Source organism: Xanthobacter aminoxidans, from assembly GCF_043193615.1.
Lineage (GTDB): Bacteria > Pseudomonadota > Alphaproteobacteria > Rhizobiales > Xanthobacteraceae > Xanthobacter > Xanthobacter aminoxidans.
In genome coordinates this window covers 1,157,514-1,176,631 of sequence record NZ_JBAFUS010000002.1, presented here as the reverse complement: position 1 = coordinate 1,176,631, position 19,118 = coordinate 1,157,514, and the positions used below count along the sequence as shown (strand labels likewise).

At 68.2% G+C, this 19,118-nt stretch carries 19 protein-coding genes and 1 tRNA gene; 12 read left to right on the top strand and 8 right to left on the bottom strand.

The window, feature by feature from the left end:
* The first annotated feature begins 52 nt into the window (after positions 1–52).
* From aroC to V5F74_RS14505, 3 genes are all read left to right on the top strand, one after another.
* On the top strand, positions 53–1,168 hold the full coding sequence (gene aroC, locus V5F74_RS14515) for a chorismate synthase (protein ID WP_394008761.1): 1,116 nt from the start codon (positions 53–55) through the stop codon (positions 1,166–1,168).
* 14 nt (positions 1,169–1,182) lie between these two features.
* Positions 1,183–1,950, top strand: coding sequence for a polysaccharide deacetylase family protein (locus tag V5F74_RS14510; protein ID WP_394008759.1), 768 nt, complete (start codon positions 1,183–1,185; stop codon positions 1,948–1,950).
* A 105-nt stretch (positions 1,951–2,055) separates the two neighbouring features.
* Positions 2,056–2,712: a LysE family transporter gene (locus V5F74_RS14505; RefSeq protein WP_394008757.1), complete on the top strand. Its 657-nt coding sequence runs from the start codon at positions 2,056–2,058 to the stop codon at positions 2,710–2,712.
* Between the two features lie 75 nt (positions 2,713–2,787).
* Here the strand turns inward: V5F74_RS14505 and V5F74_RS14500 are convergent.
* Positions 2,788–2,872: transfer RNA gene (locus V5F74_RS14500), tRNA-Leu, on the bottom strand.
* 203 nt (positions 2,873–3,075) lie between these two features.
* Between V5F74_RS14500 and lipB the strand changes: the two genes are divergently transcribed.
* Positions 3,076–3,804: a lipoyl(octanoyl) transferase LipB gene (gene lipB / locus V5F74_RS14495; RefSeq protein WP_394008755.1), complete on the top strand. Its 729-nt coding sequence runs from the start codon at positions 3,076–3,078 to the stop codon at positions 3,802–3,804.
* 189 nt (positions 3,805–3,993) lie between these two features.
* On the opposite strand, the gene gatB is transcribed toward lipB, so the two are convergent.
* Entirely contained in the window at positions 3,994–5,484 is a 1,491-nt protein-coding gene (gene gatB / locus V5F74_RS14490; RefSeq protein WP_029558601.1) for an Asp-tRNA(Asn)/Glu-tRNA(Gln) amidotransferase subunit GatB, read from the bottom strand.
* Between the two features lie 258 nt (positions 5,485–5,742).
* Between gatB and V5F74_RS14485 the strand changes: the two genes are divergently transcribed.
* Complete coding sequence (locus V5F74_RS14485) at positions 5,743–6,804, top strand: glycosyltransferase family 2 protein (RefSeq protein WP_374251771.1); 1,062 nt, start codon at positions 5,743–5,745, stop codon at positions 6,802–6,804.
* 134 nt (positions 6,805–6,938) lie between these two features.
* Here the strand turns inward: V5F74_RS14485 and gatA are convergent, their stop codons facing one another.
* The 4 genes from gatA to V5F74_RS14465 all read right to left on the bottom strand — a co-directional run bounded on the left by gatA (position 6,939) and on the right by V5F74_RS14465 (position 9,335).
* On the bottom strand, positions 6,939–8,423 hold the full coding sequence (gene gatA / locus V5F74_RS14480) for an Asp-tRNA(Asn)/Glu-tRNA(Gln) amidotransferase subunit GatA (RefSeq protein ID WP_374251772.1): 1,485 nt from the start codon (positions 8,421–8,423) through the stop codon (positions 6,939–6,941).
* On the bottom strand, positions 8,420–8,707 hold the full coding sequence (gatC, locus tag V5F74_RS14475) for an Asp-tRNA(Asn)/Glu-tRNA(Gln) amidotransferase subunit GatC (protein WP_029558604.1): 288 nt from the start codon (positions 8,705–8,707) through the stop codon (positions 8,420–8,422). Before gatC ends, gatA begins: the two co-directional genes overlap by 4 nt.
* 79 nt (positions 8,708–8,786) lie before the next feature.
* Complete coding sequence (locus tag V5F74_RS14470; RefSeq protein ID WP_029558605.1) at positions 8,787–9,086, bottom strand: type II toxin-antitoxin system RelE/ParE family toxin; 300 nt, start codon at positions 9,084–9,086, stop codon at positions 8,787–8,789.
* A 6-nt stretch (positions 9,087–9,092) separates the two neighbouring features.
* A complete protein-coding gene (locus V5F74_RS14465; protein WP_029558606.1) occupies positions 9,093–9,335 on the bottom strand; it encodes a type II toxin-antitoxin system ParD family antitoxin in 243 nt (80 codons plus the stop codon).
* A 91-nt stretch (positions 9,336–9,426) separates the two neighbouring features.
* Here V5F74_RS14465 and ruvX point away from each other — a divergent pair, with 91 nt between their 5' ends.
* Positions 9,427–9,945, top strand: coding sequence for a Holliday junction resolvase RuvX (gene ruvX, locus V5F74_RS14460; protein ID WP_024278940.1), 519 nt, complete (start codon positions 9,427–9,429; stop codon positions 9,943–9,945).
* Positions 9,946–10,123: 178 nt separating this feature from the next.
* Positions 10,124–11,059, top strand: a complete 936-nt coding sequence (locus tag V5F74_RS14455) for an AEC family transporter (RefSeq protein ID WP_024278939.1) — start codon at positions 10,124–10,126, stop codon at positions 11,057–11,059.
* Between the two features lie 67 nt (positions 11,060–11,126).
* Here V5F74_RS14455 and V5F74_RS14450 read toward each other — a convergent pair whose 3' ends face one another.
* Positions 11,127–11,552, bottom strand: coding sequence for a hypothetical protein (locus V5F74_RS14450; RefSeq protein ID WP_250165813.1), 426 nt, complete (start codon positions 11,550–11,552; stop codon positions 11,127–11,129).
* Between the two features lie 245 nt (positions 11,553–11,797).
* Between V5F74_RS14450 and V5F74_RS14445 the strand changes: the two genes are divergently transcribed.
* The 4 genes from V5F74_RS14445 to dprA are packed head-to-tail and all read left to right on the top strand — an operon-like array spanning position 11,798 to position 15,873.
* Positions 11,798–12,745: an aspartate carbamoyltransferase catalytic subunit gene (locus V5F74_RS14445; RefSeq protein WP_024278937.1), complete on the top strand. Its 948-nt coding sequence runs from the start codon at positions 11,798–11,800 to the stop codon at positions 12,743–12,745.
* A complete protein-coding gene (locus V5F74_RS14440) occupies positions 12,738–14,054 on the top strand; it encodes a dihydroorotase (RefSeq protein WP_250165812.1) in 1,317 nt (438 codons plus the stop codon). The genes V5F74_RS14445 and V5F74_RS14440 overlap by 8 nt, the downstream gene beginning before the upstream one ends.
* Positions 14,055–14,112: 58 nt before the next feature.
* Entirely contained in the window at positions 14,113–14,718 is a 606-nt protein-coding gene (plsY, locus tag V5F74_RS14435; RefSeq protein ID WP_029558608.1) for a glycerol-3-phosphate 1-O-acyltransferase PlsY, read from the top strand.
* Positions 14,719–14,724: 6 nt separating this feature from the next.
* Complete coding sequence (gene dprA, locus V5F74_RS14430) at positions 14,725–15,873, top strand: DNA-processing protein DprA (RefSeq protein ID WP_051679256.1); 1,149 nt, start codon at positions 14,725–14,727, stop codon at positions 15,871–15,873.
* A 12-nt stretch (positions 15,874–15,885) separates the two neighbouring features.
* Here dprA and V5F74_RS14425 read toward each other — a convergent pair whose 3' ends face one another.
* Positions 15,886–16,098 (bottom strand): hypothetical protein, encoded by a 213-nt coding sequence (locus V5F74_RS14425; RefSeq protein ID WP_024278933.1) that lies wholly within the window; start codon positions 16,096–16,098, stop codon positions 15,886–15,888.
* Positions 16,099–16,426: 328 nt separating this feature from the next.
* Here V5F74_RS14425 and topA point away from each other — a divergent pair, with 328 nt between their 5' ends.
* The gene (gene topA / locus V5F74_RS14420) at positions 16,427–19,114 is read left to right on the top strand and encodes a type I DNA topoisomerase (RefSeq protein WP_394008929.1); all 2,688 of its coding nucleotides are present in this window, start codon (positions 16,427–16,429) and stop codon (positions 19,112–19,114) included.
* Positions 19,115–19,118 lie beyond the last annotated feature (4 nt).

The following is a 19,118-nucleotide window of genomic DNA, read 5'->3' as shown; positions in this document are numbered from 1 at the left end:
GCCGGCCGTCCTCGTTTATTGAGCCCGGAGCAGTACGAGGACTAAAGGCGCCATGTCGTTCAACACCTTCGGCCACATGTTCCGCGTGACCACCTTCGGCGAAAGCCACGGGGTCGCCATCGGCTGCGTGGTGGATGGCTGCCCGCCCAATTTGCGCTTCACCATCGAGGAGGTGCAGGCGGCCCTCGACCGGCGGCGGCCCGGCCAGTCCCGCTTCACCACCCAGCGCCGCGAGCCGGACGAGGTGAAGGTGCTGTCCGGCACCCTGCCCCACCCCGAGGGCGGGCTCGTCACCACCGGCACGCCCATCGCGCTGCTGATCGAGAACGTGGACCAGAGGTCCAAGGACTATGCCGATATCGCCGGCGCCTACCGCCCCGGCCATGCGGACTTCACCTACGACATCAAATACGGCATCCGCGACCATCGCGGCGGCGGACGGTCCTCTGCGCGGGAGACGGCGACGCGGGTGGCGGCCGGCGCCATCGCCGCCAAGGTGCTGCCCGGTGTCACCGTGCGCGGCGCCGTGGTGCGCATCGGCAAGATCGAGATCGACCGGTCCCGCTGGGACTGGGACGAGGTGGGCAACAATCCGTTCTTCTGCCCGGACCCCGGCACCGTGCCGCTGTTCGAGGAATACCTCGACGGCATCCGCAAAGCCGGCTCCTCGGTGGGCGCGGTGGTGGAGCTGGTGGCGGAGGGCGTTCCCCCCGGCCTCGGCGCGCCGCTCTATGCCAAGCTGGACGGAGACCTTGCCGCCGCCCTCATGGGGATCAATGCCGCCAAAGGCGTAGAAATCGGTGAGGGCTTCAACGCCGCCCGCCTCACCGGCGAGCAGAATGCGGACGAGATGCGCCTCGGCAACGAGGGGCGACCGCACTTCCTCGCCAACCATGCGGGCGGCATCCTTGGCGGCATCTCCACCGGCGCCCCCATCGTCGCGCGCTTCGCGGTGAAGCCCACCTCCTCCATCCTCACGCCGCGCCAGACCGTGGACCGCAGCGGACACGAGACCGAGATCTTCACCAAGGGCCGGCACGACCCGTGTGTCGGCATCCGCGCCGTGCCGGTGGGCGAGGCCATGGTGTGGTGCGTGCTGGCCGACCACCTCCTCCGCCATCGCGGGCAGGTGGGCCAGAGCCCGGCCTGGCCGTTCCCCCAAGGCTGACGGCCGTGGCGGGGATGAAGCGTCCAGCCCGCGCACGGCGCCTTCTTCTGGCGGCCGCTGCCCTTCTCCTCTGCGCGCCCGGCCCTGCCCTCGCCTGCGGGCCGGAGGCGCTGGGGACGGCGCGGGTGATGGAGATCGACCCCAAGGGCCTGCGCGTCGGCAAGAAGTCCTTCCCGGATACGCTGCCGCTGGCGTCGAAGGAGGTCGTGCTCACCTTCGACGACGGGCCATGGCCGACCACCACAGCCGCCGTGCTCGACGCGCTGAAGGCGGAATGCGTGCGCGCCACCTTCTTCCTCATCGGCGAGAATGCCCGCGCCCGGCCGCAGCTGGTGAAGCGGGAAATGGCGGAGGGCCACACGGTCGCCCACCACACCATGACCCATCCCGCTGCGACCCTGGCGAAGATCCCCTTCGACGCGGCGGTGAAGGAGATCGAGCGCGGCATCGCCGCCGACGACACCGCTGCCTACGGCGCCGCCGGGGCGGCGCCCCGCGTGCCCTTCTTCCGATTCCCGGGATTCGCCTCGACGCCGCAGCTCCTCGAATATCTCGAGCGAAAGGGCATCGCCGTATTCGGCGCGGACTTGTGGGCCAGCGACTGGAACGTGATGACCCCGGAGGCCGAGCTGGATCTGGTGATGAAGCGGCTCGATGCGGCCGGCGGGGGGATCGTGCTGTTCCACGACACCAAGCCCTATACCGCAGCGATGATTCCCGCCTTCCTCAAGGCCTTGAAGCAGAACGGCTACAGCATCGTGCACATGGTGCCGAAGGGCTGAGGGTAACGCGCGTTCTGCCCATCGCAGCCGCATCCAGCGTTTGAGGGAAGCGCTTGTGGCACCGGGGTGTGCATATGCCTCCGCACGAACTGCGGAGACGACGGCATGTCCGACGAAATTCCCTCTGCCCTTCTGGTCTTCGCAGGCACCTACGCGGCCATGGTTCTGGTCCCGGGTGCGAACTTCCTGGTGGTCAGCCGCGCCAGCCTCGCCGGCCGGCCCGTTGGACTGGCCGCCGCGCTCGGTGTCTCCGCTGGTGCAACGGTCAACGTCACCACCGTGGTCATCTGTCTCGGCCTGTTGAGCGGGATTGACCCTTCGGGCGATCTCGGCCGGCTGCAGCTGGTGTTCTGCCTGCTCTACGCGGTCCTTCTGCTGCGCGCCGGAATCAGCTGCCTGCTTGAGGTGTGGACGCTACGCGGCCGTTCGGGCCAAACGCCCCAGGCCACGGTCCACCGGACCGGACGCGAGGCCTTTCGCCTCGGCTTCCTCACAGCGGTCACCAACCCCGTATCGCTGTCGTTCTTCCTGGCCTCGGGCGGGCTGCTCGCCGCCGCGGCCGGCCGGGGCGCGATGTTCGCCAGTCCGGTGCTGGTGTTTTCTGTGGCCGCCGGATGGTTCGGCCTGCTCGCCTTCCTCTTTTCCGCCCCGCCCGCCCGCCGCCTCTATCTGAAGATGCGATCTGCCGCCGACACGTGCATCGGCGCGCTCCTCATCGGCGCGAGCGGCCTCGTGCTGCTGCGGGTGGTCTCCCGGCTCTGACCGGCGACAGGCCCGAAAACGAAAAAGGCCCTCGCCGAAATCCGGCAAGGGCCTTTTTCAAAAGCCAGATCAACCTGGTGCGGACGAGAGGACTCGAACCTCCACGGGTCTCCCCACTAGCACCTCAAGCTAGCGCGTCTACCAATTCCGCCACGACCGCAGTCAGGGATGGCACCGGCCTCAAGGTTCCTCGGGAGAGGACCGCTTCCGGCCGGGGGCCATCGTCTAACAGATCGAATGTGCCGCCACAAGTGCCCGGCAAAGGTAACGCGCCGCTCGTGCTGCGGCCTGTGGATGACGGTTCCGCGAACCCTGAGACGGCGGGGGCTGGACCCACCGTGCGGATGGATTAAAGCAGTTCGCATGAACGCCAGCGCCCCCACCCCCGCCGTTACCCGCGCCAGCCTGGAAACCGACTTCCGCCCGCTCGATTCTTCCGCTCCCCCGGTGGAGTGGGTGGTGAGCGACGCTCTCGTGCCCTATCCGGAGGCCCTCGCGGCGATGGAGGCACGCGCGGCTGCCATCGCCGAGGGCACGGCGGCGGAATGCGTTTGGCTGCTGGAGCATCCCCCGCTCTATACCGCCGGCACCAGCGCGCGGCCGGAAGACCTCGTGGACGCGCGATTCCCGGTCTACGAGACGGGCCGGGGCGGCCAGTTCACCTATCACGGCCCCGGCCAGCGGGTGGCCTATGTGATGCTCGACCTCAAGCGCCGCTCGGCGGACGTGCGACGTTACGTGAGCGCGCTGGAAGCCTGGATCATCGGCACCCTTTCCGCCTTCAACGTCACCGGCGAGCGGCGGGAGGACCGGGTGGGCGTCTGGGTGCGGCGGAAGGGCGGCGGAGAGGACAAGATCGCCGCCATCGGCATCCGCGTGCGTCGCTGGGTGACGTTCCACGGCATTTCGCTGAACGTGGAGCCGGACCTCAGCCACTTCGGCGGCATCGTCCCCTGCGGCGTGCGCGAGCACGGCGTGACCAGCCTCGCCGACCTCGGCCTGCCGGTGACGATGGCCGAGGTGGATGCGGTGATGCGGGTGGCGTTCGAGGAGGTATTCGGGCCGACGGTGCCGGGCAAGCCGCTCGTCTGAGGGGGAGCTGACGGCTCCCCTCTCCCCTTGCGGGAGAGGGGCTGGGGGTGAGGGGGTGAGGGGGTGCCGCCTTCCAGCTGCTGGGGGAAAGGGCGAGACACCCCTCACCCCAACCCTCTCCCGCAAGGGGAGAGGGAGTGCGAGCGGCGCGGCGGCAACTACCGCGCACCCCTCAGAGAAAGCACGCCCTCAGATCCCGAGCTTCGCCTTCAGAATATCGTTCAGCGCCTGCGGGTTGGCCTTGCCGCCGGAGGCCTTCATGGCCTGGCCGACGAACCAGCCGAGCATGGTGGGCTTGGCCTGCACCTGGGCCACCTTGTCCGGATTGGCGGCGATGATCTCGTCCACCACCTTCTCGATGGCGCCGGTGTCCGTCACCTGCTTCATGCCGCGCGCCTCGACCACCACGCGCGGGTCGCCGCCCTCGGTGAAGATGATCTCGAACAGGTCCTTGGCGATCTTGGAGGAGATGGTGCCCTCCCCGATCAGGTCGAGGATGGCGCCGATCTGCTGGGGCGTGACGGGCGAGGAGGTGATGTCCTTCCCCTCCTTGTTCAGCCGGCCGAACAGCTCGTTGATGACGAAGTTGGCCGCCGCCTTGCCGTCGCGCTTGGCGCCGCCGCCTTCCACCACCTGCTCGAAATAGTCGGCGGTCTCGCGCTCGGCCACCAGCACGCCCGCGTCGTAGGGCGAGAGGCCGTATTCGGCGATGAAGCGGGCCTTCTTCTCGTCCGGCAGCTCGGGAAGATTCTCTTTCAGCTCCTCCACCCACTCGGGCTTGATATCGAGGGGCAGGAGGTCCGGGTCGGGGAAATAGCGGTAGTCGTGCGCCTCTTCCTTGGAGCGCATGGACCGCGTTTCGCCCTTGTTCGGATCGAACAGGCGCGTTTCCTGATCGATCTTGCCGCCGTCCTCGAGGATCTCGATCTGGCGCCGCGCCTCCACCTCGATGGCCTGGCCGATGAAGCGGATGGAATTGACGTTCTTGATCTCGCAGCGCGTGCCGAGCGGCTCACCGGGCCGGCGCACGGAGACGTTCACGTCGGCGCGCAGGTTTCCCTTCTCCATGTCGCCGTCGCAGGTGCCGAGATAGCGCAGGATGGTGCGCAGCTTGGTCACATAGGCCTTCGCCTCATCCGCCGAGCGCAGGTCGGGGCGGGAGACGATCTCCATCAGCGCCACGCCGGAGCGGTTGAGGTCCACGAAGGAGAGGGTCGGCGACAGGTCATGGATGGACTTGCCGGCGTCCTGCTCCAGATGCAGGCGCTCGATGCCCACGGTGAAGCTCTCGCCGTCCAGCAGATCGACGATCACCTCGCCCTCGCCCACCACGGGCTGCTTGAACTGGCTGATCTGGTAGCCCTGCGGCAGGTCCGGGTAGAAATAGTTCTTCCGGTCGAACACCGAATGCAGGTTGATCTCCGCCTTCAGGCCGAGCCCGGTGCGCACCGCCTGCGCGACGCACTCCTTGTTGATGACGGGCAGCATGCCCGGCATGGCGGCATCCACCAGCGACACGTGGTCGTTGGGCTCGCCGCCGAAGGCGGTGGAGGCGCCGGAGAACAGCTTGGCATTGGAAGCGACCTGGGCGTGCACCTCCATGCCGATCACCACCTCCCAATCACCGGTGGCGCCGGAAATCAGCTTCTTGGCCTCCGCGGGCCGGGTGTGAAGGGTCATGGTCGTCCTATCGTCGTGCGCGGATGGTCCGCACTGTCTGGTCCTTGCGGCAGCGCCGCCATCTGGCCGTGTCGTACCCCTAGGCGACATTGCAGGCAACGGCCATGCGATGCCGCAACGTCTCGAAACACTTTGTTACACCAAGTTATCTGCGCCTCATTTCGCCCGCAAAACCGCCGCGGTCCCGCTACCGCCGTACCCAAATTCTGCTCAGCCCGCCTTTAGATTGTGCACCGGGGGCTAGTAGGAGTAGGGCTGATGAGGCTGGCGGGGGTCTCCATCGTCCGCGATGAAGCGGACATAATCGAAGCGTGGGTACGCCATAATCTATTTTTCTTAGATCATCTTTACATTGTAGATGATGGCAGTACCGACCAGACAACTCGCATCCTCGAAATTCTCGTCGAGGAAGGTCTTCCCATATCGGTGACTTCTGAGAAATCACTGGCGGCTTATCATCAGGGCGAGCGCACTACGGCCCTGATCACGCACGCCATGAACGCTTCATCGTGGGATTTCATCTTTCCTCTGGATGGCGATGAATTCATCGTCGCGGAGGATCGCGCGGCCCTGGAGACGGATCTCGCCGCCATCGGCGGATATCGCCTCGGCGGGCTGAACCCGCGTCATTATCTCATGACCGAAGAGGACGACCCGGACGAGCCCTGCCCCCTGACCCGGCTGCGCCACGTGGCGGTGCACGACCCCTACATCTTCAAGGTGGTAGTGCCCGGCCCCCTCGCCTGCGAGCGGGGCTTTGCCATCATCGACGGCAACCACCGGGCAACCAAGTGGGACGTCACGCTGCCGTCCATGATGCTGCCCAACGTCCAGCTCGCCCATTTCCCGGCCCGGTCGGAGGCGCAACTGGTGAGCAAGGGAATCGCCGGCTATCTGCGCTGGACCGCCCGGACCGACTTCTCGGAAGGCGCTCCGGACCGGATCCTGGCAGGGGTGGGCATCCTCAAGGAGGAATCGGACATCCGGGTGCGCGCGCTGGATCGGCTGGCGGAGGTTCTCGGCCCGGATCGCGGCGGACGTCATGCGCGGCTCCAGCCGTTCGTCGAGCGACGGGGCGAAGTGCGCTATCCCGAGCTGGCCCGCATCTTTCCCTATCGTCGCGTGCTGTCGGCGACAGACGATCTCGTCCACGCCTTCAAGGCGGCCCTGGACGAGAACCGCGAGCTGCGGCAGGTGGGCGCCACCTTCCGGTCACGCCTGATCGCGCTGTTTTCCCGACGCCAGAAGTCGCTGCTCAAGCGGCTCACCGCCCTGCGTCATGCCCAGGACGTGCCGAAGGCGCCGCTCGGGTACTATTGAGGGCGCGATTGACGGGGGGCTTGGCCTCAGAGCTGGATGGATGCCCCCCAATGGCGCCGGCTTGCCGGCCTGGAACCCGTTCGGACCGCGAAACCCGGGCAAGCCCGGGGTTTCGCAGCGCCGGAGGGTGTCTCTCAAGCCTTCCACCACAAATCTTCGACCGGGAAGCGGCCCGCCGCTTCCTCGATCACCTCGGCGAGAGAGAACAGCGTCTCTTCCTCGAACGGGCGGCCGATGAGCTGGAGGCCCAGCGGCAGGCCATCGGCCGAAAGGCCGGCGGGGACGGAGATGCCCGGCAGGCCGGCCATGTTCACCGTCACCGTGAAGACGTCGTTGAGATACATCTCCACCGGATCGGCCTTCAGCTTCTCGCCGATACCGAAGGCGGGCGACGGGGTCGCCGGGGTCAGCACGGCGTCAACGCCCTGCGCGAAGGCGAGGTCGAAGTCCCGCTTGATGAGGCTGCGGACCTTCTGGGCGCGCAGGTAATAGGCATCGTAATAGCCGGCGGAGAGCACATAGGTGCCGATCATGATGCGCCGGCGCACTTCCGGGCCGAAGCCGGCGGCGCGGGTGTTCTCATACATCTCCACCACGTCCTTGCCCGGCACGCGGGCGCCGTAGCGCACGCCGTCATAGCGGGCGAGGTTGGACGAGGCTTCCGCAGGCGCCACGATGTAATAGGCCGGCAAGGCGTACTGGGTATGGGGCAGGGAGATGTCGACGATCTCCGCGCCGGCCTCTTCCAGCCACTTGGCGCCCTCGCGCCAGAGGGTGTCGATCTCGTCGGCCATGCCGTCCATGCGGTATTCGCGCGGAATGCCGATCTTCTTGCCCTTGATGGAGGCGCCGACCGCCTCCTCATAGTCCGGCACCGGCCGGTTGACGCAGGTGGAATCCTTCGGGTCGTAGCCGGCCATGGAGCGCAGCAGGATGGCCGCATCGTTCACCGTGCGGGCGAAGGGGCCGGCCTGGTCGAGGGACGAGGCGAAGGCGACGATGCCCCAGCGCGAGCAGCGGCCATAGGTGGGCTTGATGCCGACCGTGCCGGTGAAGGCCGCCGGCTGGCGGATGGAGCCGCCGGTATCCGTGCCCGTCGCGCCCGCGCACAGGAAGGCCGCCACCGCCGCCGCCGAGCCACCGGACGAGCCGCCGGGCACGATGGGGGTCGTGTCGCCGTCGCGCTGCCAGGGCGACACCACGGGGCCGAAGGCCGAGGTCTCGTTGGACGAGCCCATGGCGAACTCGTCGTTGTTCAGCTTGCCGAGCATCACCGCCCCGTCCCGCCACAGGTGGGAGGTGACGGTGGATTCGTACTGCGGCACGAAATTCTCGAGGATCTTCGAGCAGGCCGTGGTGCGCACGCCCTCGGTGGCGAACATGTCCTTGATGCCGAGGGGGATGCCCTCCAGATGCCCGGTGTCGCCGGAGGCGATGCGCTTGTCGCTCTCCTTCGCCATCTCAAGGGCGATCTCCGGCGTCTCAAGCACATAGGCATTGAGCGGGCGCGCCTCTTCCATGGCCTTCAGATAGGCCTCGGTGAGCTCGACGGAGGTGAACTCGCCCTGGGCAAGCCCCTCGCGCGCCTGGGTGAGGGTGAGCTTGGTGAGCTTGGTCATTCCACCACCTTCGGCACGGTAAAGAAGCCACCCTCGGCATCGGGGGCATTGGCGAGCACCTTCTCCGGGCAGTTCCCATCGGTCACGGCGTCTTCCCGCATGGGCAGCTCCATGGGGACAACGCTGGTCAGCGGCTCGACCCCGGAGACATCGAGATCCGCCAGTTGCTCGACGAAATCGAGAATGGCGTTGAGCTCGTTCTGAAGATGGCCGAGTTCCTCCTCCCGCACGGCGATGCGTGCGAGATGGGCCACCCGGCGGACTGTCGCCTGATCGACGGACATGAGTAGGCTCCCAAAAGCTGCCTGCCGCTATAGCAAGGGGTATGCCGCGGTGGAAGGGTTTGGGCGCGGGGGCGGCCCGTCAGAGGTGGCGTGGCAGGTCCATCCGTTGGTGCAGAATTCGGACGACCTCCAGCGTTTCTTTGCCTGCGAGCCGGAAAAAGACCACGTGCGATCCAACGGCGTGGCGCAGATAGCCGGCCTTCGCCGCGCTTGCATCACGGCCGACGACGGTTCCTCGGGCGAGGCAATCCAGCGCGCCGGCGATCAGCCTCACGTAGGTTTCGGCCTGCGCCGTGCCCCAGCGGTCTTGCGAGAACGTCCAGATGGAATCGAGATCCTGCCGCGCCTTGGGAGTAAGGATCAGGAGAAGGCGCGCCATATGCGGTCAGGCCGCGCCGGACCGCTTCTCGGCGAGGAAAGATTCGACATCGAAGGGCTCACCCGGCCCGCTCGCCTCGCCCTCGGCCAGAGCCGACCGGAGCGCATCGAGTCGCGCCTCATGCTCCTCCAGCAACCGCAGGCCGGCGCGCACCACATCGCTGGCCGAACTATAGCGTCCCGCCTCCACTTGGCGATCGACGAAACTGGCGAAATGGTCGCCGAGGGAAACGGACGTGTTGCGCGACATGGGTTAGCTCCTCCCCGAAGAATACCAAGGATTGGTACAGGTTGGTAGGCTACCCCCTTGCTCCGCTCCACAAATCCTCTACCCCTCACGCATGGTAGACGCGCCCCTCCCCGCCCCCGTCGGTCCGCTCGCGGACATCGCCGCCCTTCTGCCGCCGCGCGGGGCGCTGATCGGGCTTGATCTCGGCACCAAGACCATCGGCGTCGCCGGCTCCGACCCGGACCGCCGCATCGCGACCGTGATCGAGACGGTGAAGCGCACCAAGTTCACCGCCGAGGCCCTGCGTCTGGTGGCCCTCGCCGACGAGCGGCGGGCGGTGGCCTTCGTGCTGGGACTGCCGCTCAATATGGACGGCACCGAAGGTCCCCGCGCGCAGGCGAGCCGGGCGTTTGCCCGCAATTTCGCCCGGCTGGCGGGGCGGCCGATCGCCCTGTGGGACGAACGACTGTCCACCGTCGCGGTCGAGCGAGCGCTGATCTCGGCGGACATGAGCCGGTCGCGACGGGCCGAGGTGGTGGATCAGCACGCAGCGGCCTTCATCCTCGACGGGGCACTCGGCTTCCTCGACCGCCTCGCGCAGAACGAGGCGGGAACCGACTTCGAAGACTGATTCGGTCCTCTCCCGTTCCCGGCAGGTTCTTCGCGAGCCGCCGGCCCTGCCCCATTTCGGGACAATGGCGCTTTTCTTATCCCGGCTCCGGGCCTAAAGCGGGCGCGCGGCGAATTCACACAGCCGTGTAGGAGTAATTGCCTGCCGCCGAACGGCCGGCACGGTAAGCGTCTGCCCCATGAGCCTCATCTTCACGGCCCTCGTGCCGGTCTTCCTCGTCATCGCCCTCGGCGCCGTGCTGCGACGCATCCTCCTGAAGGATGCGGCCCATTGGGCGGCGCTGGAGAAGCTGACCTATTTCGTGCTGTTCCCGGCGCTTCTGGTGGTCTCCGCGGTGAAGGCGGACCTGAGCACGGTGAACGTCGTGGCGGTTGCCGGCGCGCTTATCGGGACCGTTGTGATCCTCTCCGGCCTGATCGTTCTCCTGCACAAGCCGCTGATCGCGGCGCTGGCGGCGGACGGCCCGGGCTTCACCTCCCTGTTCCAGGGGGCGGTGCGATGGAACACCTACATCGTGCTGGCAGTAGCAGGCGGCCTCTACGGCGCGGCGGGAATCACCATCGCCGCGCTGGCGCTGGTGGCGATGATCCCGGTGGTGAACATCATCGCCGTGCTGGTGCTCGCCTCCTTCTCCGGCCGCCACCCGCCCACCTTCGCCTATGTGGCCGAGCAGTTGGCGCGCAATCCCTACATCTGGGCCTGCTCGGCGGGTGCCCTGCTCAACGTCACGCACGTCCCGGTGCCGCCCGTCCTGGTGGAGTTCGGCGACATCCTCGGCAAGGCCTCGCTGGCGCTGGGGCTTCTGGTGGTCGGCGGCGGCCTGATCCTGGACCGGCTGAAGCGGCCGCGCGCCATCGTGTTCGCCAGCCTCGCACTGAAGCTGCTGGTGAAGCCGGCCATCGCGATCGCCCTGGCGCTGGCATTCGGGTTGAGCGGCACGGAGCTTGTGGTGGTGGCGATCACCGCCGCCGTGCCGTCCGCGCCCAATGGCTATGTGCTGGCGCGGCAGATGGGCGGAGACGCGCCGCTCCTTGCGGAGATCCTGACCATCCAGATCATCGGCGCCGCCATCACGCTGCCGCTGGTGGTGACCATCGCCAAAATGCTGGCCTGACGATGCTGGCCTGACCCAAACGAAAGGGCGGCCGAGGCCGCCCTGACGAACCTCGTCTCCCCGCGACTCAGCAGGGCGAGAAATAGCCCTGCCCGCCGGGGCCGGTCGTCACCCAGCAGCTGCGCGGGCGCGGCGGGGGCACCGGCTCCAGATAGACGCGCGGCGCGGGCTGGTAATAAACAACCGGCGGCTGCTCGTAATAGACGACCGGGGGCGGCGGGGGCGCAGCCACAGCGCCGGCGATGGCGGCCGCACCCAGCACGCCGATGGCGACGCCAGCGCCGAGCGCTGCGCCATTGCCGCAGTTCCAGCAGCCGCCGCGATAATAGCGGCCGCGATACCAGTAGCCGACATCGGTGACGCTCGCGGCCTTGGCCGGCGCCATGGCCAACGCGCCGGTGCCGATGGCGGCGGCGTTGCCCGTTCCGGCACTGCCGGTGAGCACCACGGCGACGCCGAGCGCCATGAGGTTCGTCCGCATCAGAATGGACATGACGAGTAACTCCCAACCTCCGGGGCGACGGTCTGGCGGCTCGCAACAGCCCGTCCGATCCGGCAGCGAAAAGGCTCGATGAGACTTCGTTCCAAAGTGTGGCGACGCCGGGGAATCACCGGGACCGCCCTTCACGGATGGTGAACGGCCGGTAAATCACGGCGATCGATGCCTTGCCGCGCCAAGCTTCATTCACAGGCTTCCCTTGCCGGGGCCGCGCTTGGCCGCTATGCCTCCCGCCTGCCATGCAAGATCCTTCCGCCTTCACGCTCTCCGGCCGAGACCTCATCGGCATCGAAGGGCTTTCCGCCGGCGAGATCACGGGTCTGCTCGACCTCGCCGAGGAGTTCGTCGAACTCAACCGGCAGATCGAGAAGAAGCGCACGACGCTGCGCGGACGCACCCAGATCAACCTGTTCTTCGAGGCCTCCACCCGCACCCAGTCCTCGTTCGAGATCGCGGGCAAGCGGCTCGGCGCCGACGTGATGAACATGTCGGTCGCCTCCTCTTCGGTGAAGAAGGGCGAGACGCTCATAGACACCGCCATCACGCTGAATGCCATGCACCCGGACATCCTTGTCGTCCGGCATCACGCCTCGGGCGCGGTGGCGCTTCTGGCGCGCAAGGTGGATTGCTGCGTGGTGAATGCCGGCGACGGCGCCCACGAGCACCCCACCCAGGCGCTGCTCGACGCCCTCACCATCCGGCGCAACAAGGGGCGCATCCAGGGCCTCACGGTCGCCATCTGCGGGGATGTGCTGCATTCGCGCGTGGCGCGCTCCAACATCGCGCTCCTCAACACCATGGGCGCCAAGGTGCGCGTGGTCGCGCCCTCCACCCTCTTGCCCTCGGGCGTGGAGAGCCTCGGCGTCGAGGTGTTCCGCACCATGGAGGCGGGGCTGGAAGGGGCGGACATCGTGATGATGCTGCGCCTCCAGCGCGAGCGCATGGCCGGCTCCTTCATCCCCTCGGTGAAGGAGTATTTCCACTATTTCGGCCTCGACGAGGCCAAGCTGCGCTACGCCGCGCCCGACGCGCTGGTGATGCACCCCGGCCCCATGAACCGCGGTGTGGAGATCGATTCCGCCATCGCGGACGGGGCGCAGTCCCTCATTCGTGAGCAGGTGGAGATGGGCGTCGCCGTGCGCATGGCGGTGCTCGATTCCCTCGCGCGGAAGCTTCCCAATGCGTAACGGCCGCTCCCATTCCAACGATTCCCGGCCGCTGCTGCTCGCCAATGCGCGGGTCATCGACCCCTCGCGCGGCGCGGACTTCCACGGCGACGTCTTCCTCGCCGACGGCGTAGTGAAGGACGCCGGCTTCGGCATCGCCGCCGCCGGCATCCCGGATGGAGCCGAGGTGGTGGATTGCGCCGGCGCGGTGGTCGCGCCCGGCCTCGTGGACATGCGCGCCTTCGTGGGCGAGCCCGGCGCCGAGCATCGTGAGACCCTCGCCTCGGCGAGCCACGCGGCGGCGGCGGGCGGTGTCACCACCATCATCTGCCAGCCGGATACGGACCCGGCGGTGGACGATCCGGCCATCGTGGACTTCATCCTGCGCCGGGCGCGGGACACGGCGGTAGTGCGGGTGCATCCGATGGCCGCCATCACCAAGGGCCTCGAAGGCCACGAGATGACCGAGATCGGCCTGCTGCAGGCTGCCGGTGCCGTCGCCTTCACCGATGGCCACAAGTCCATCATGAACGCCCAGGTGCTGCGCCGCGCGCTCACCTATGCCCGCGATTTCGACGCCCTCCTGGTGCACCACACCGAGGATGCCTCCATGTCGCAGGGGGCGATGAACGAGGGGGCCTTCGCCTCTCGCCTCGGCCTCTCCGGCAATCCGAAGGCAGCCGAGACCATCATCCTCGAACGGGACGTGCGGCTCGTGGGCGCGGCGCGCTCGCGCTACCACGCGGCGGCGCTCACCTGCGCCGAATCGCTGGAGGTGCTGGAGCGGGCCAAGGCCGCCGGCCTGCCGGTGACGGCCTCGGTCAGCATCAACCACCTTTCGTTCAACGAGCTGGATATCGGCGCCTACCGCACCTATTTCCGCCTCGCCCCGCCCCTGCGCGGGGAGGAAGACCGGCAGGCGCTGATCCGCGCGCTGGCCTCCGGCCTGCTGGACGTGGTGGTCTCCGACCATCTGCCGCAGGACGTGGAGGGCAAGCGCCTGCCCTTCTCGGAGGCTGAGCCCGGCGCCATCGGGCTGGAGACGCTGCTCTCCGCCGCGCTGCGCCTTGTCCATTCCGATCAGGTGGACCTCGTGAACCTGCTCGCCGCCCTCTCCACCCGGCCGGCGCAGATTCTGGGTCTGGATGCCGGCACGCTTCGGCCCGGTGCAGCGGGGGACGTGATCGTGTTCGATCCCGGCATGCCCTATGTGCTCGATCCCCGCTCCCTGAAGTCGCGTTGCCGGAACACGCCGTTCGACGAGGCCCGCCTCGACGGGCGGGTGCTGCGGACCGTCGTTGCCGGGCGCACCGTCTACGAATACGTTTGACCCACCGTGACCTGTGCCGTCCCGCCGCGGCGGCGCGGCGAGATCGTTCGAGGTGCGCATGCCTGATACCCCGCCCGCGCTCGTGCTGCTGATCGCGCTCGCGTTCGGCTACCTGCTCGGCTCGGTCCCGTTCGGGCTCCTCCTCACGCGATTTGCCGGTACCAAGGACCTGCGCACCATCGGCTCCGGCAACATCGGCGCCACCAACGTGCTGCGCACCGGGCGCAAGGATCTTGCCGCCGCAACCCTTCTGCTGGACGCGCTGAAAGGCACCGCGGCCGTTCTCCTCGCCCGCCATTTCGCGGGAGAGACGGCCGCCATGGCGGCGGCTGTCGGCGCCTTTCTCGGCCACATCGCGCCGGTCTGGCTGCGCTTCAAGGGCGGCAAGGGCGTTGCGACCTTCCTGGGCGTCACCATCGGGCTGTTCTGGCCCGCTGCCATCGCCTTCGCGGTGGTGTGGCTGGGGGCGGCCTATTTCACGCGTTACTCCTCTTTGTCCGCGCTCATGGCGTCGGTTGCCACGGTCATCGCGGCCATGGGCCTCGGGCACAACAACCTCGCCGTGCTGCTCGCCGTGCTCGCCATCCTGCTGTGGCTGAAGCACCACGAGAACATCCGCCGGCTGCTGGAAGGCACCGAGGGCAAGATCGGCGCGAAGGGCTGAGGCGACATGGCGCGGGGCAGGGCACAGGGTCCCGCCAGCGGGCCGTCGAAGGGCGAATTGCTCGGGCCGGAGCAGCGCCGCGACTGGCTGCGGCTGATCCGCACCGAGAATGTCGGCCCGCGCACCTTCCGCGCCCTCATCAACCAGTTCGGCGGCGCCGGTGCGGCGCTTGAGGCCCTACCCTCCCTCGCCCGGCGCGGCGGACGGCTGATGCCGCCGCACACGCCCACCATCGCCGAGGCGGACGCCGAGATGGAGGCGCACGCCCGCATGGGTGCCCGGCTGGTCGCGCTCGGCGAGCGCGACTATCCCCCTGCCCTCGCCGCCCTCGACGATGCGCCGCCGCTGATCTCCGTGCGCGGCGAGGCCGAGGTCTTGCGCCGGCCCATGGTCGGCATCGTCGGCGCCCGCAACGCCTCTGCCGCAGGCCGCACCTTCGCGGCGCGGCTCGCGCGGGATCTCGCGGCGGGCGGATGGGTTGTGGTGTCCGGCCTTGCCCGCGGCATCGATGCGGCCGCCCACGAGGCGAGCCTCGACGGCGGAACGGTGGGCGTGTTCGCTGGCGGACTGGCCAAGCCCTACCCGCCCGAAAACCTCGGTCTGATGGAGAAGGTGGCCGCGACCGGCGCGCTTGTCTCCGAGATGCCCATCGGCTGGGAGCCCCGCGCCCGCGACTTTCCCCGCCGCAACCGTCTGGTTTCGGGCATGAGCCTCGGCGTGGTGGTGGTGGAGGCGGCGGAGCGCTCCGGCTCGCTCATCACCGCGCGCCTTGCCGCCGAGCAGGGGCGCGAGGTGTTCGCCGTGCCCGGCTCGCCGCTCGATCCCCGCGCGGGCGGCACCAATCGCCTGCTGAAGCGCGGCGCGACCCTCGTCACCGAGGCCGCAGATGTGATCGAAGTGCTCACCCCCATCGCCGGGCGGCGCGAGGATCCGGTGGTGGAGGCGGAGGCGCCGTTCGTGCCGGCGGGGCCGGTCACGCCGGGGGACGATGCGCGTGCCCGCGTGATCTCGCTGCTCGGCCCGGTGCCGACGCCGACCGACGATCTGGTCCGCCTGTCCGGTTGCACGGTCGCGGAAGTCCAGATCGTGCTGCTGGAGCTTGAGCTTGCCGGACGCCTCGACCGCCCGGGCACCGGGCGGGTTGCGCTCAAATAGGGGCGGAGCGGCTCACCGCCGCTCGGCGTCGGTGCTCCCCGGTCCGCGCGACGATACGTTGTCGGCCAACGCGCGCGCCTCCTGACGCGCCATATCGAGCACATAGGCGAGGGTACTGAACCCGTGGTTGCGGGCGAGACGTGACAATTCGGCGGTAATGGCGGCGACATAGGCAGCCGTCGCGGCCGCATCGTCGGCGATGTCGACGGGAGACCGTTCGGTCATGTCGGTTCCAAGCCCCGGTTGGTATCTGAGACTGGTCTTAAAGATTGAGTTCGATATTGAAACATACTCTGGGTTGTACTTTCATCAAACCCGGCGGCTGAGCCTGAAGGGGGGCACCATTTGACAGGCGCCCCTTGGCTCCCCATGTTGCGGCGCTCTCGGCGTCGCGATCCTCTTGCTGGGGTGAGCGATCGCGATCAGACGCCGGGCATCGGAGCCGGAGCTTCACGCTTCGCTCCCGGGATACCAAACGGTATCGCGGGATGCTCCCTCCCCTTTCCAAGGCCGCGCAATGGGGCGGCGGCCCTTGATTGAGACACGGTTCGTCATGCAGGTCGTCATCGTCGAATCGCCGGCCAAGGCGAAGACGATCAACAAATATCTCGGTCCCGGCTACGAGGTCATCGCCTCCTACGGCCACGTTCGCGACCTCCCGTCGAAGGACGGGTCGGTGGATCCGGACGCCGACTTCCGCATGCTGTGGGACGTGGACCCCAAGGCGCAGAAGCGGCTCAACGAGATCGCCGCCGCCGTGAAGGGGGCCGATGGCCTGATCCTCGCCACCGACCCGGATCGCGAAGGCGAGGCCATCTCCTGGCACGTGCTGGAGGTGCTGCGGCAGAAGAAGGCGCTCAAGGGCCAGAAGGTCGAGCGCGTGGTCTTCAACGCCATCACCAAGCAGGCGGTGCTGGAGGCCATGAAGGCGCCGCGCGATATCGACGTGGCCCTGGTGGACGCTTATCTCGCCCGCCGCGCCCTCGATTATCTCGTGGGCTTCACCCTCTCCCCCGTGCTGTGGCGCAAGCTGCCCGGCGCGCGCTCCGCCGGCCGCGTGCAGTCGGTGGCGCTGCGCCTCGTCTGCGACCGCGAGCGGGAGATCGAGACCTTCGTCCGCAAGGAATACTGGTCCATCCTCGCCCGGCTCGCGACGCCGCGGAACGAGGAGTTCGAGGCCCGCCTTTCCGGCGCCGACGGCAAGAAGATCACCCGCCTCTCGGTGGGCACGGCGGAGGAGGCGAAGGCCTTCCGCGAAGCGCTGGACAGCGCGGCGTTCCGGGTGCGCTCGGTCGAAGCCAAGCCCATGAAGCGGCATCCCCAGCCGCCCTTCACCACCTCCACCCTGCAGCAGGAGGCGAGCCGCAAGCTCGGCCTCGCGCCCGCCCGCACCATGCAGATCGCCCAGCGCCTCTATGAGGGCGTGGACGTGGGCGGCGAGACGGTGGGTCTCATCACCTATATGCGAACCGACGGCGTGGACATGGCCCCCGAGGCCGTTGCCGCCACCCGCGATGCCATCGGCAAGCAGTTCGGCCAGAAGTACCTGCCCGGCGTGCCGCGCAAGTACACCACCAAGGCCAAGAACGCGCAGGAAGCCCACGAGGCCATCCGCCCCACCGACCCCTCGCGTCATCCGCGCGATGTGGCCCGCTATCTCGATGGCGAGCAGGCCAAGCTCTATGAGCTGATCTGGATCCGCACGGTCGCGAGCCAGATGGAATCGGCCGAGCTGGAGCGCACCACGGCGGACATCGAGGCGAAAGCCGGCGCCCGCACGCTGGACCTCACCGCCACCGGCACCGTGGTGAAGTTCGACGGCTTCCTCACCCTCTACCGCGAGGGCAAGGACGACGAGGACGACGACGAAGAAGGCCGCCGCCTTCCGGCCATGAGCGCCAACGAGGCCCTGGCCAAGCGCGACATCAACACCACCCAGCACTTCACCGAGCCGCCGCCGCGCTATTCGGAAGCCTCGCTGGTGAAGCGCATGGAGGAGCTGGGCATCGGCCGCCCCTCCACCTATGCCGCCGTGCTCGCCGTGCTGCGCGACCGCGAATATGTAAAGCTCGACAAGAAGAAGCTGGTGCCGGAGGACAAGGGCCGGCTCGTCACGGCCTTCCTCGAAAGCTTCTTCAAGCGTTACGTGGAATACGATTTCACCGCCGACCTGGAAGAGAAGCTCGACGAGGTTTCCGCGGCCGAACTCGACTGGAAGGAGGTGCTGCGCGCCTTCTGGCAGGATTTCCACGCCGCCATCGAGGCCACCAAGGATCTGCGCGTGTCGCAGGTGCTGGACGCCCTCGACGAGATGCTGACCGCCCACATCTTCCCGCCCACCGAGGACGGGACAGACCCGCGCCTGTGCCCCACCTGCGGCACCGGCCGGCTCTCGCTGAAGATGGGCAAGTTCGGCGCCTTCATCGGCTGCTCCAACTATCCCGAGTGCCGCCACACCCGTCCGCTCACCGGCGACAATGCGCAGGAAGGCGACGGCACCCGCGTGCTCGGCCTCGACCCGGATTCGGGCGAGGAAGTCACCATCCGCTCCGGCCGCTTCGGCACCTATCTCCAGCTCGGAGAGGGCAAGGAAGGCGAGAAGCCCAAGCGCTCGTCGCTGCCCAAGGGTCTCGCCCCGGCGGACGTTGACCTTGAAACCGCGCTGAAGCTGCTGGCCCTCCCGCGCGAAATCGGCCTCCATCCGGAGGATCGCGAGCCGATCCTCGCCGGCATCGGGCGCTATGGACCCTATGTCCAGCACGGGCGCACCTACGCCAACATCGAGGACGGCGACGACATCCTCGCCATCGGCCTCAACCGGGCGGTGGCGCTGATCGCGGAGAAGCAGTCCAAGGGTCGTGGCGGGCGCGGCGGCACGCCGGCCGGGCGGGTCGTCGGCGACCATCCGACGCTGGGCGGGCCGATCACTGTGCGTCCGGGCCGTTTCGGGCCTTACGTGAACCACGGCAAGGTCAATGCGACCCTGCCCAAGTCCACCGATCCCGAAACGCTGACGCTGGAACAGGCGGTGCAGCTCATCGACGCCAAGGCGGCGTCTTCGCCGGCCAAGCCCGCGCGTGGCGGTGCCCGCAAGGCAGCTTCGGCGGATGGCGAGAAGGCCGCGCCGAAGAAGGCCGCCGCGAAGAAGCCGGCGGCCAAAAAGCCGGCGACGAAAGCCGCGGCGACCAAGAAGCCCGCTGCCAAGAAGGCAGCCGCAAGCAAGCCCGACGCGGCCGAATAGGCGC

Bases quoted from the DNA above. Each gene is read 5' to 3' on its own strand.
- aroC (WP_394008761.1), top strand. From the start codon at position 53: ATGTCGTTCAACACCTTCGGCCACATGTTCCGCGTGACCACCTTCGGC.
- V5F74_RS14510 (WP_394008759.1), top strand. From the start codon at position 1,183: ATGAAGCGTCCAGCCCGCGCACGGCGCCTTCTTCTGGCGGCCGCTGCC.
- V5F74_RS14505 (WP_394008757.1), top strand. From the start codon at position 2,056: ATGTCCGACGAAATTCCCTCTGCCCTTCTGGTCTTCGCAGGCACCTAC.
- lipB (WP_394008755.1), top strand. From the start codon at position 3,076: ATGAACGCCAGCGCCCCCACCCCCGCCGTTACCCGCGCCAGCCTGGAA.
- gatB (WP_029558601.1), bottom strand. From the start codon at position 5,484: ATGACCCTTCACACCCGGCCCGCGGAGGCCAAGAAGCTGATTTCCGGC.
- V5F74_RS14485 (WP_374251771.1), top strand. From the start codon at position 5,743: ATGAGGCTGGCGGGGGTCTCCATCGTCCGCGATGAAGCGGACATAATC.
- gatA (WP_374251772.1), bottom strand. From the start codon at position 8,423: ATGACCAAGCTCACCAAGCTCACCCTCACCCAGGCGCGCGAGGGGCTT.
- gatC (WP_029558604.1), bottom strand. From the start codon at position 8,707: ATGTCCGTCGATCAGGCGACAGTCCGCCGGGTGGCCCATCTCGCACGC.
- V5F74_RS14470 (WP_029558605.1), bottom strand. From the start codon at position 9,086: ATGGCGCGCCTTCTCCTGATCCTTACTCCCAAGGCGCGGCAGGATCTC.
- V5F74_RS14465 (WP_029558606.1), bottom strand. From the start codon at position 9,335: ATGTCGCGCAACACGTCCGTTTCCCTCGGCGACCATTTCGCCAGTTTC.
- ruvX (WP_024278940.1), top strand. From the start codon at position 9,427: ATGGTAGACGCGCCCCTCCCCGCCCCCGTCGGTCCGCTCGCGGACATC.
- V5F74_RS14455 (WP_024278939.1), top strand. From the start codon at position 10,124: ATGAGCCTCATCTTCACGGCCCTCGTGCCGGTCTTCCTCGTCATCGCC.
- V5F74_RS14450 (WP_250165813.1), bottom strand. From the start codon at position 11,552: ATGTCCATTCTGATGCGGACGAACCTCATGGCGCTCGGCGTCGCCGTG.
- V5F74_RS14445 (WP_024278937.1), top strand. From the start codon at position 11,798: ATGCAAGATCCTTCCGCCTTCACGCTCTCCGGCCGAGACCTCATCGGC.
- V5F74_RS14440 (WP_250165812.1), top strand. From the start codon at position 12,738: ATGCGTAACGGCCGCTCCCATTCCAACGATTCCCGGCCGCTGCTGCTC.
- plsY (WP_029558608.1), top strand. From the start codon at position 14,113: ATGCCTGATACCCCGCCCGCGCTCGTGCTGCTGATCGCGCTCGCGTTC.
- dprA (WP_051679256.1), top strand. From the start codon at position 14,725: ATGGCGCGGGGCAGGGCACAGGGTCCCGCCAGCGGGCCGTCGAAGGGC.
- V5F74_RS14425 (WP_024278933.1), bottom strand. From the start codon at position 16,098: ATGACCGAACGGTCTCCCGTCGACATCGCCGACGATGCGGCCGCGACG.
- topA (WP_394008929.1), top strand. From the start codon at position 16,427: ATGCAGGTCGTCATCGTCGAATCGCCGGCCAAGGCGAAGACGATCAAC.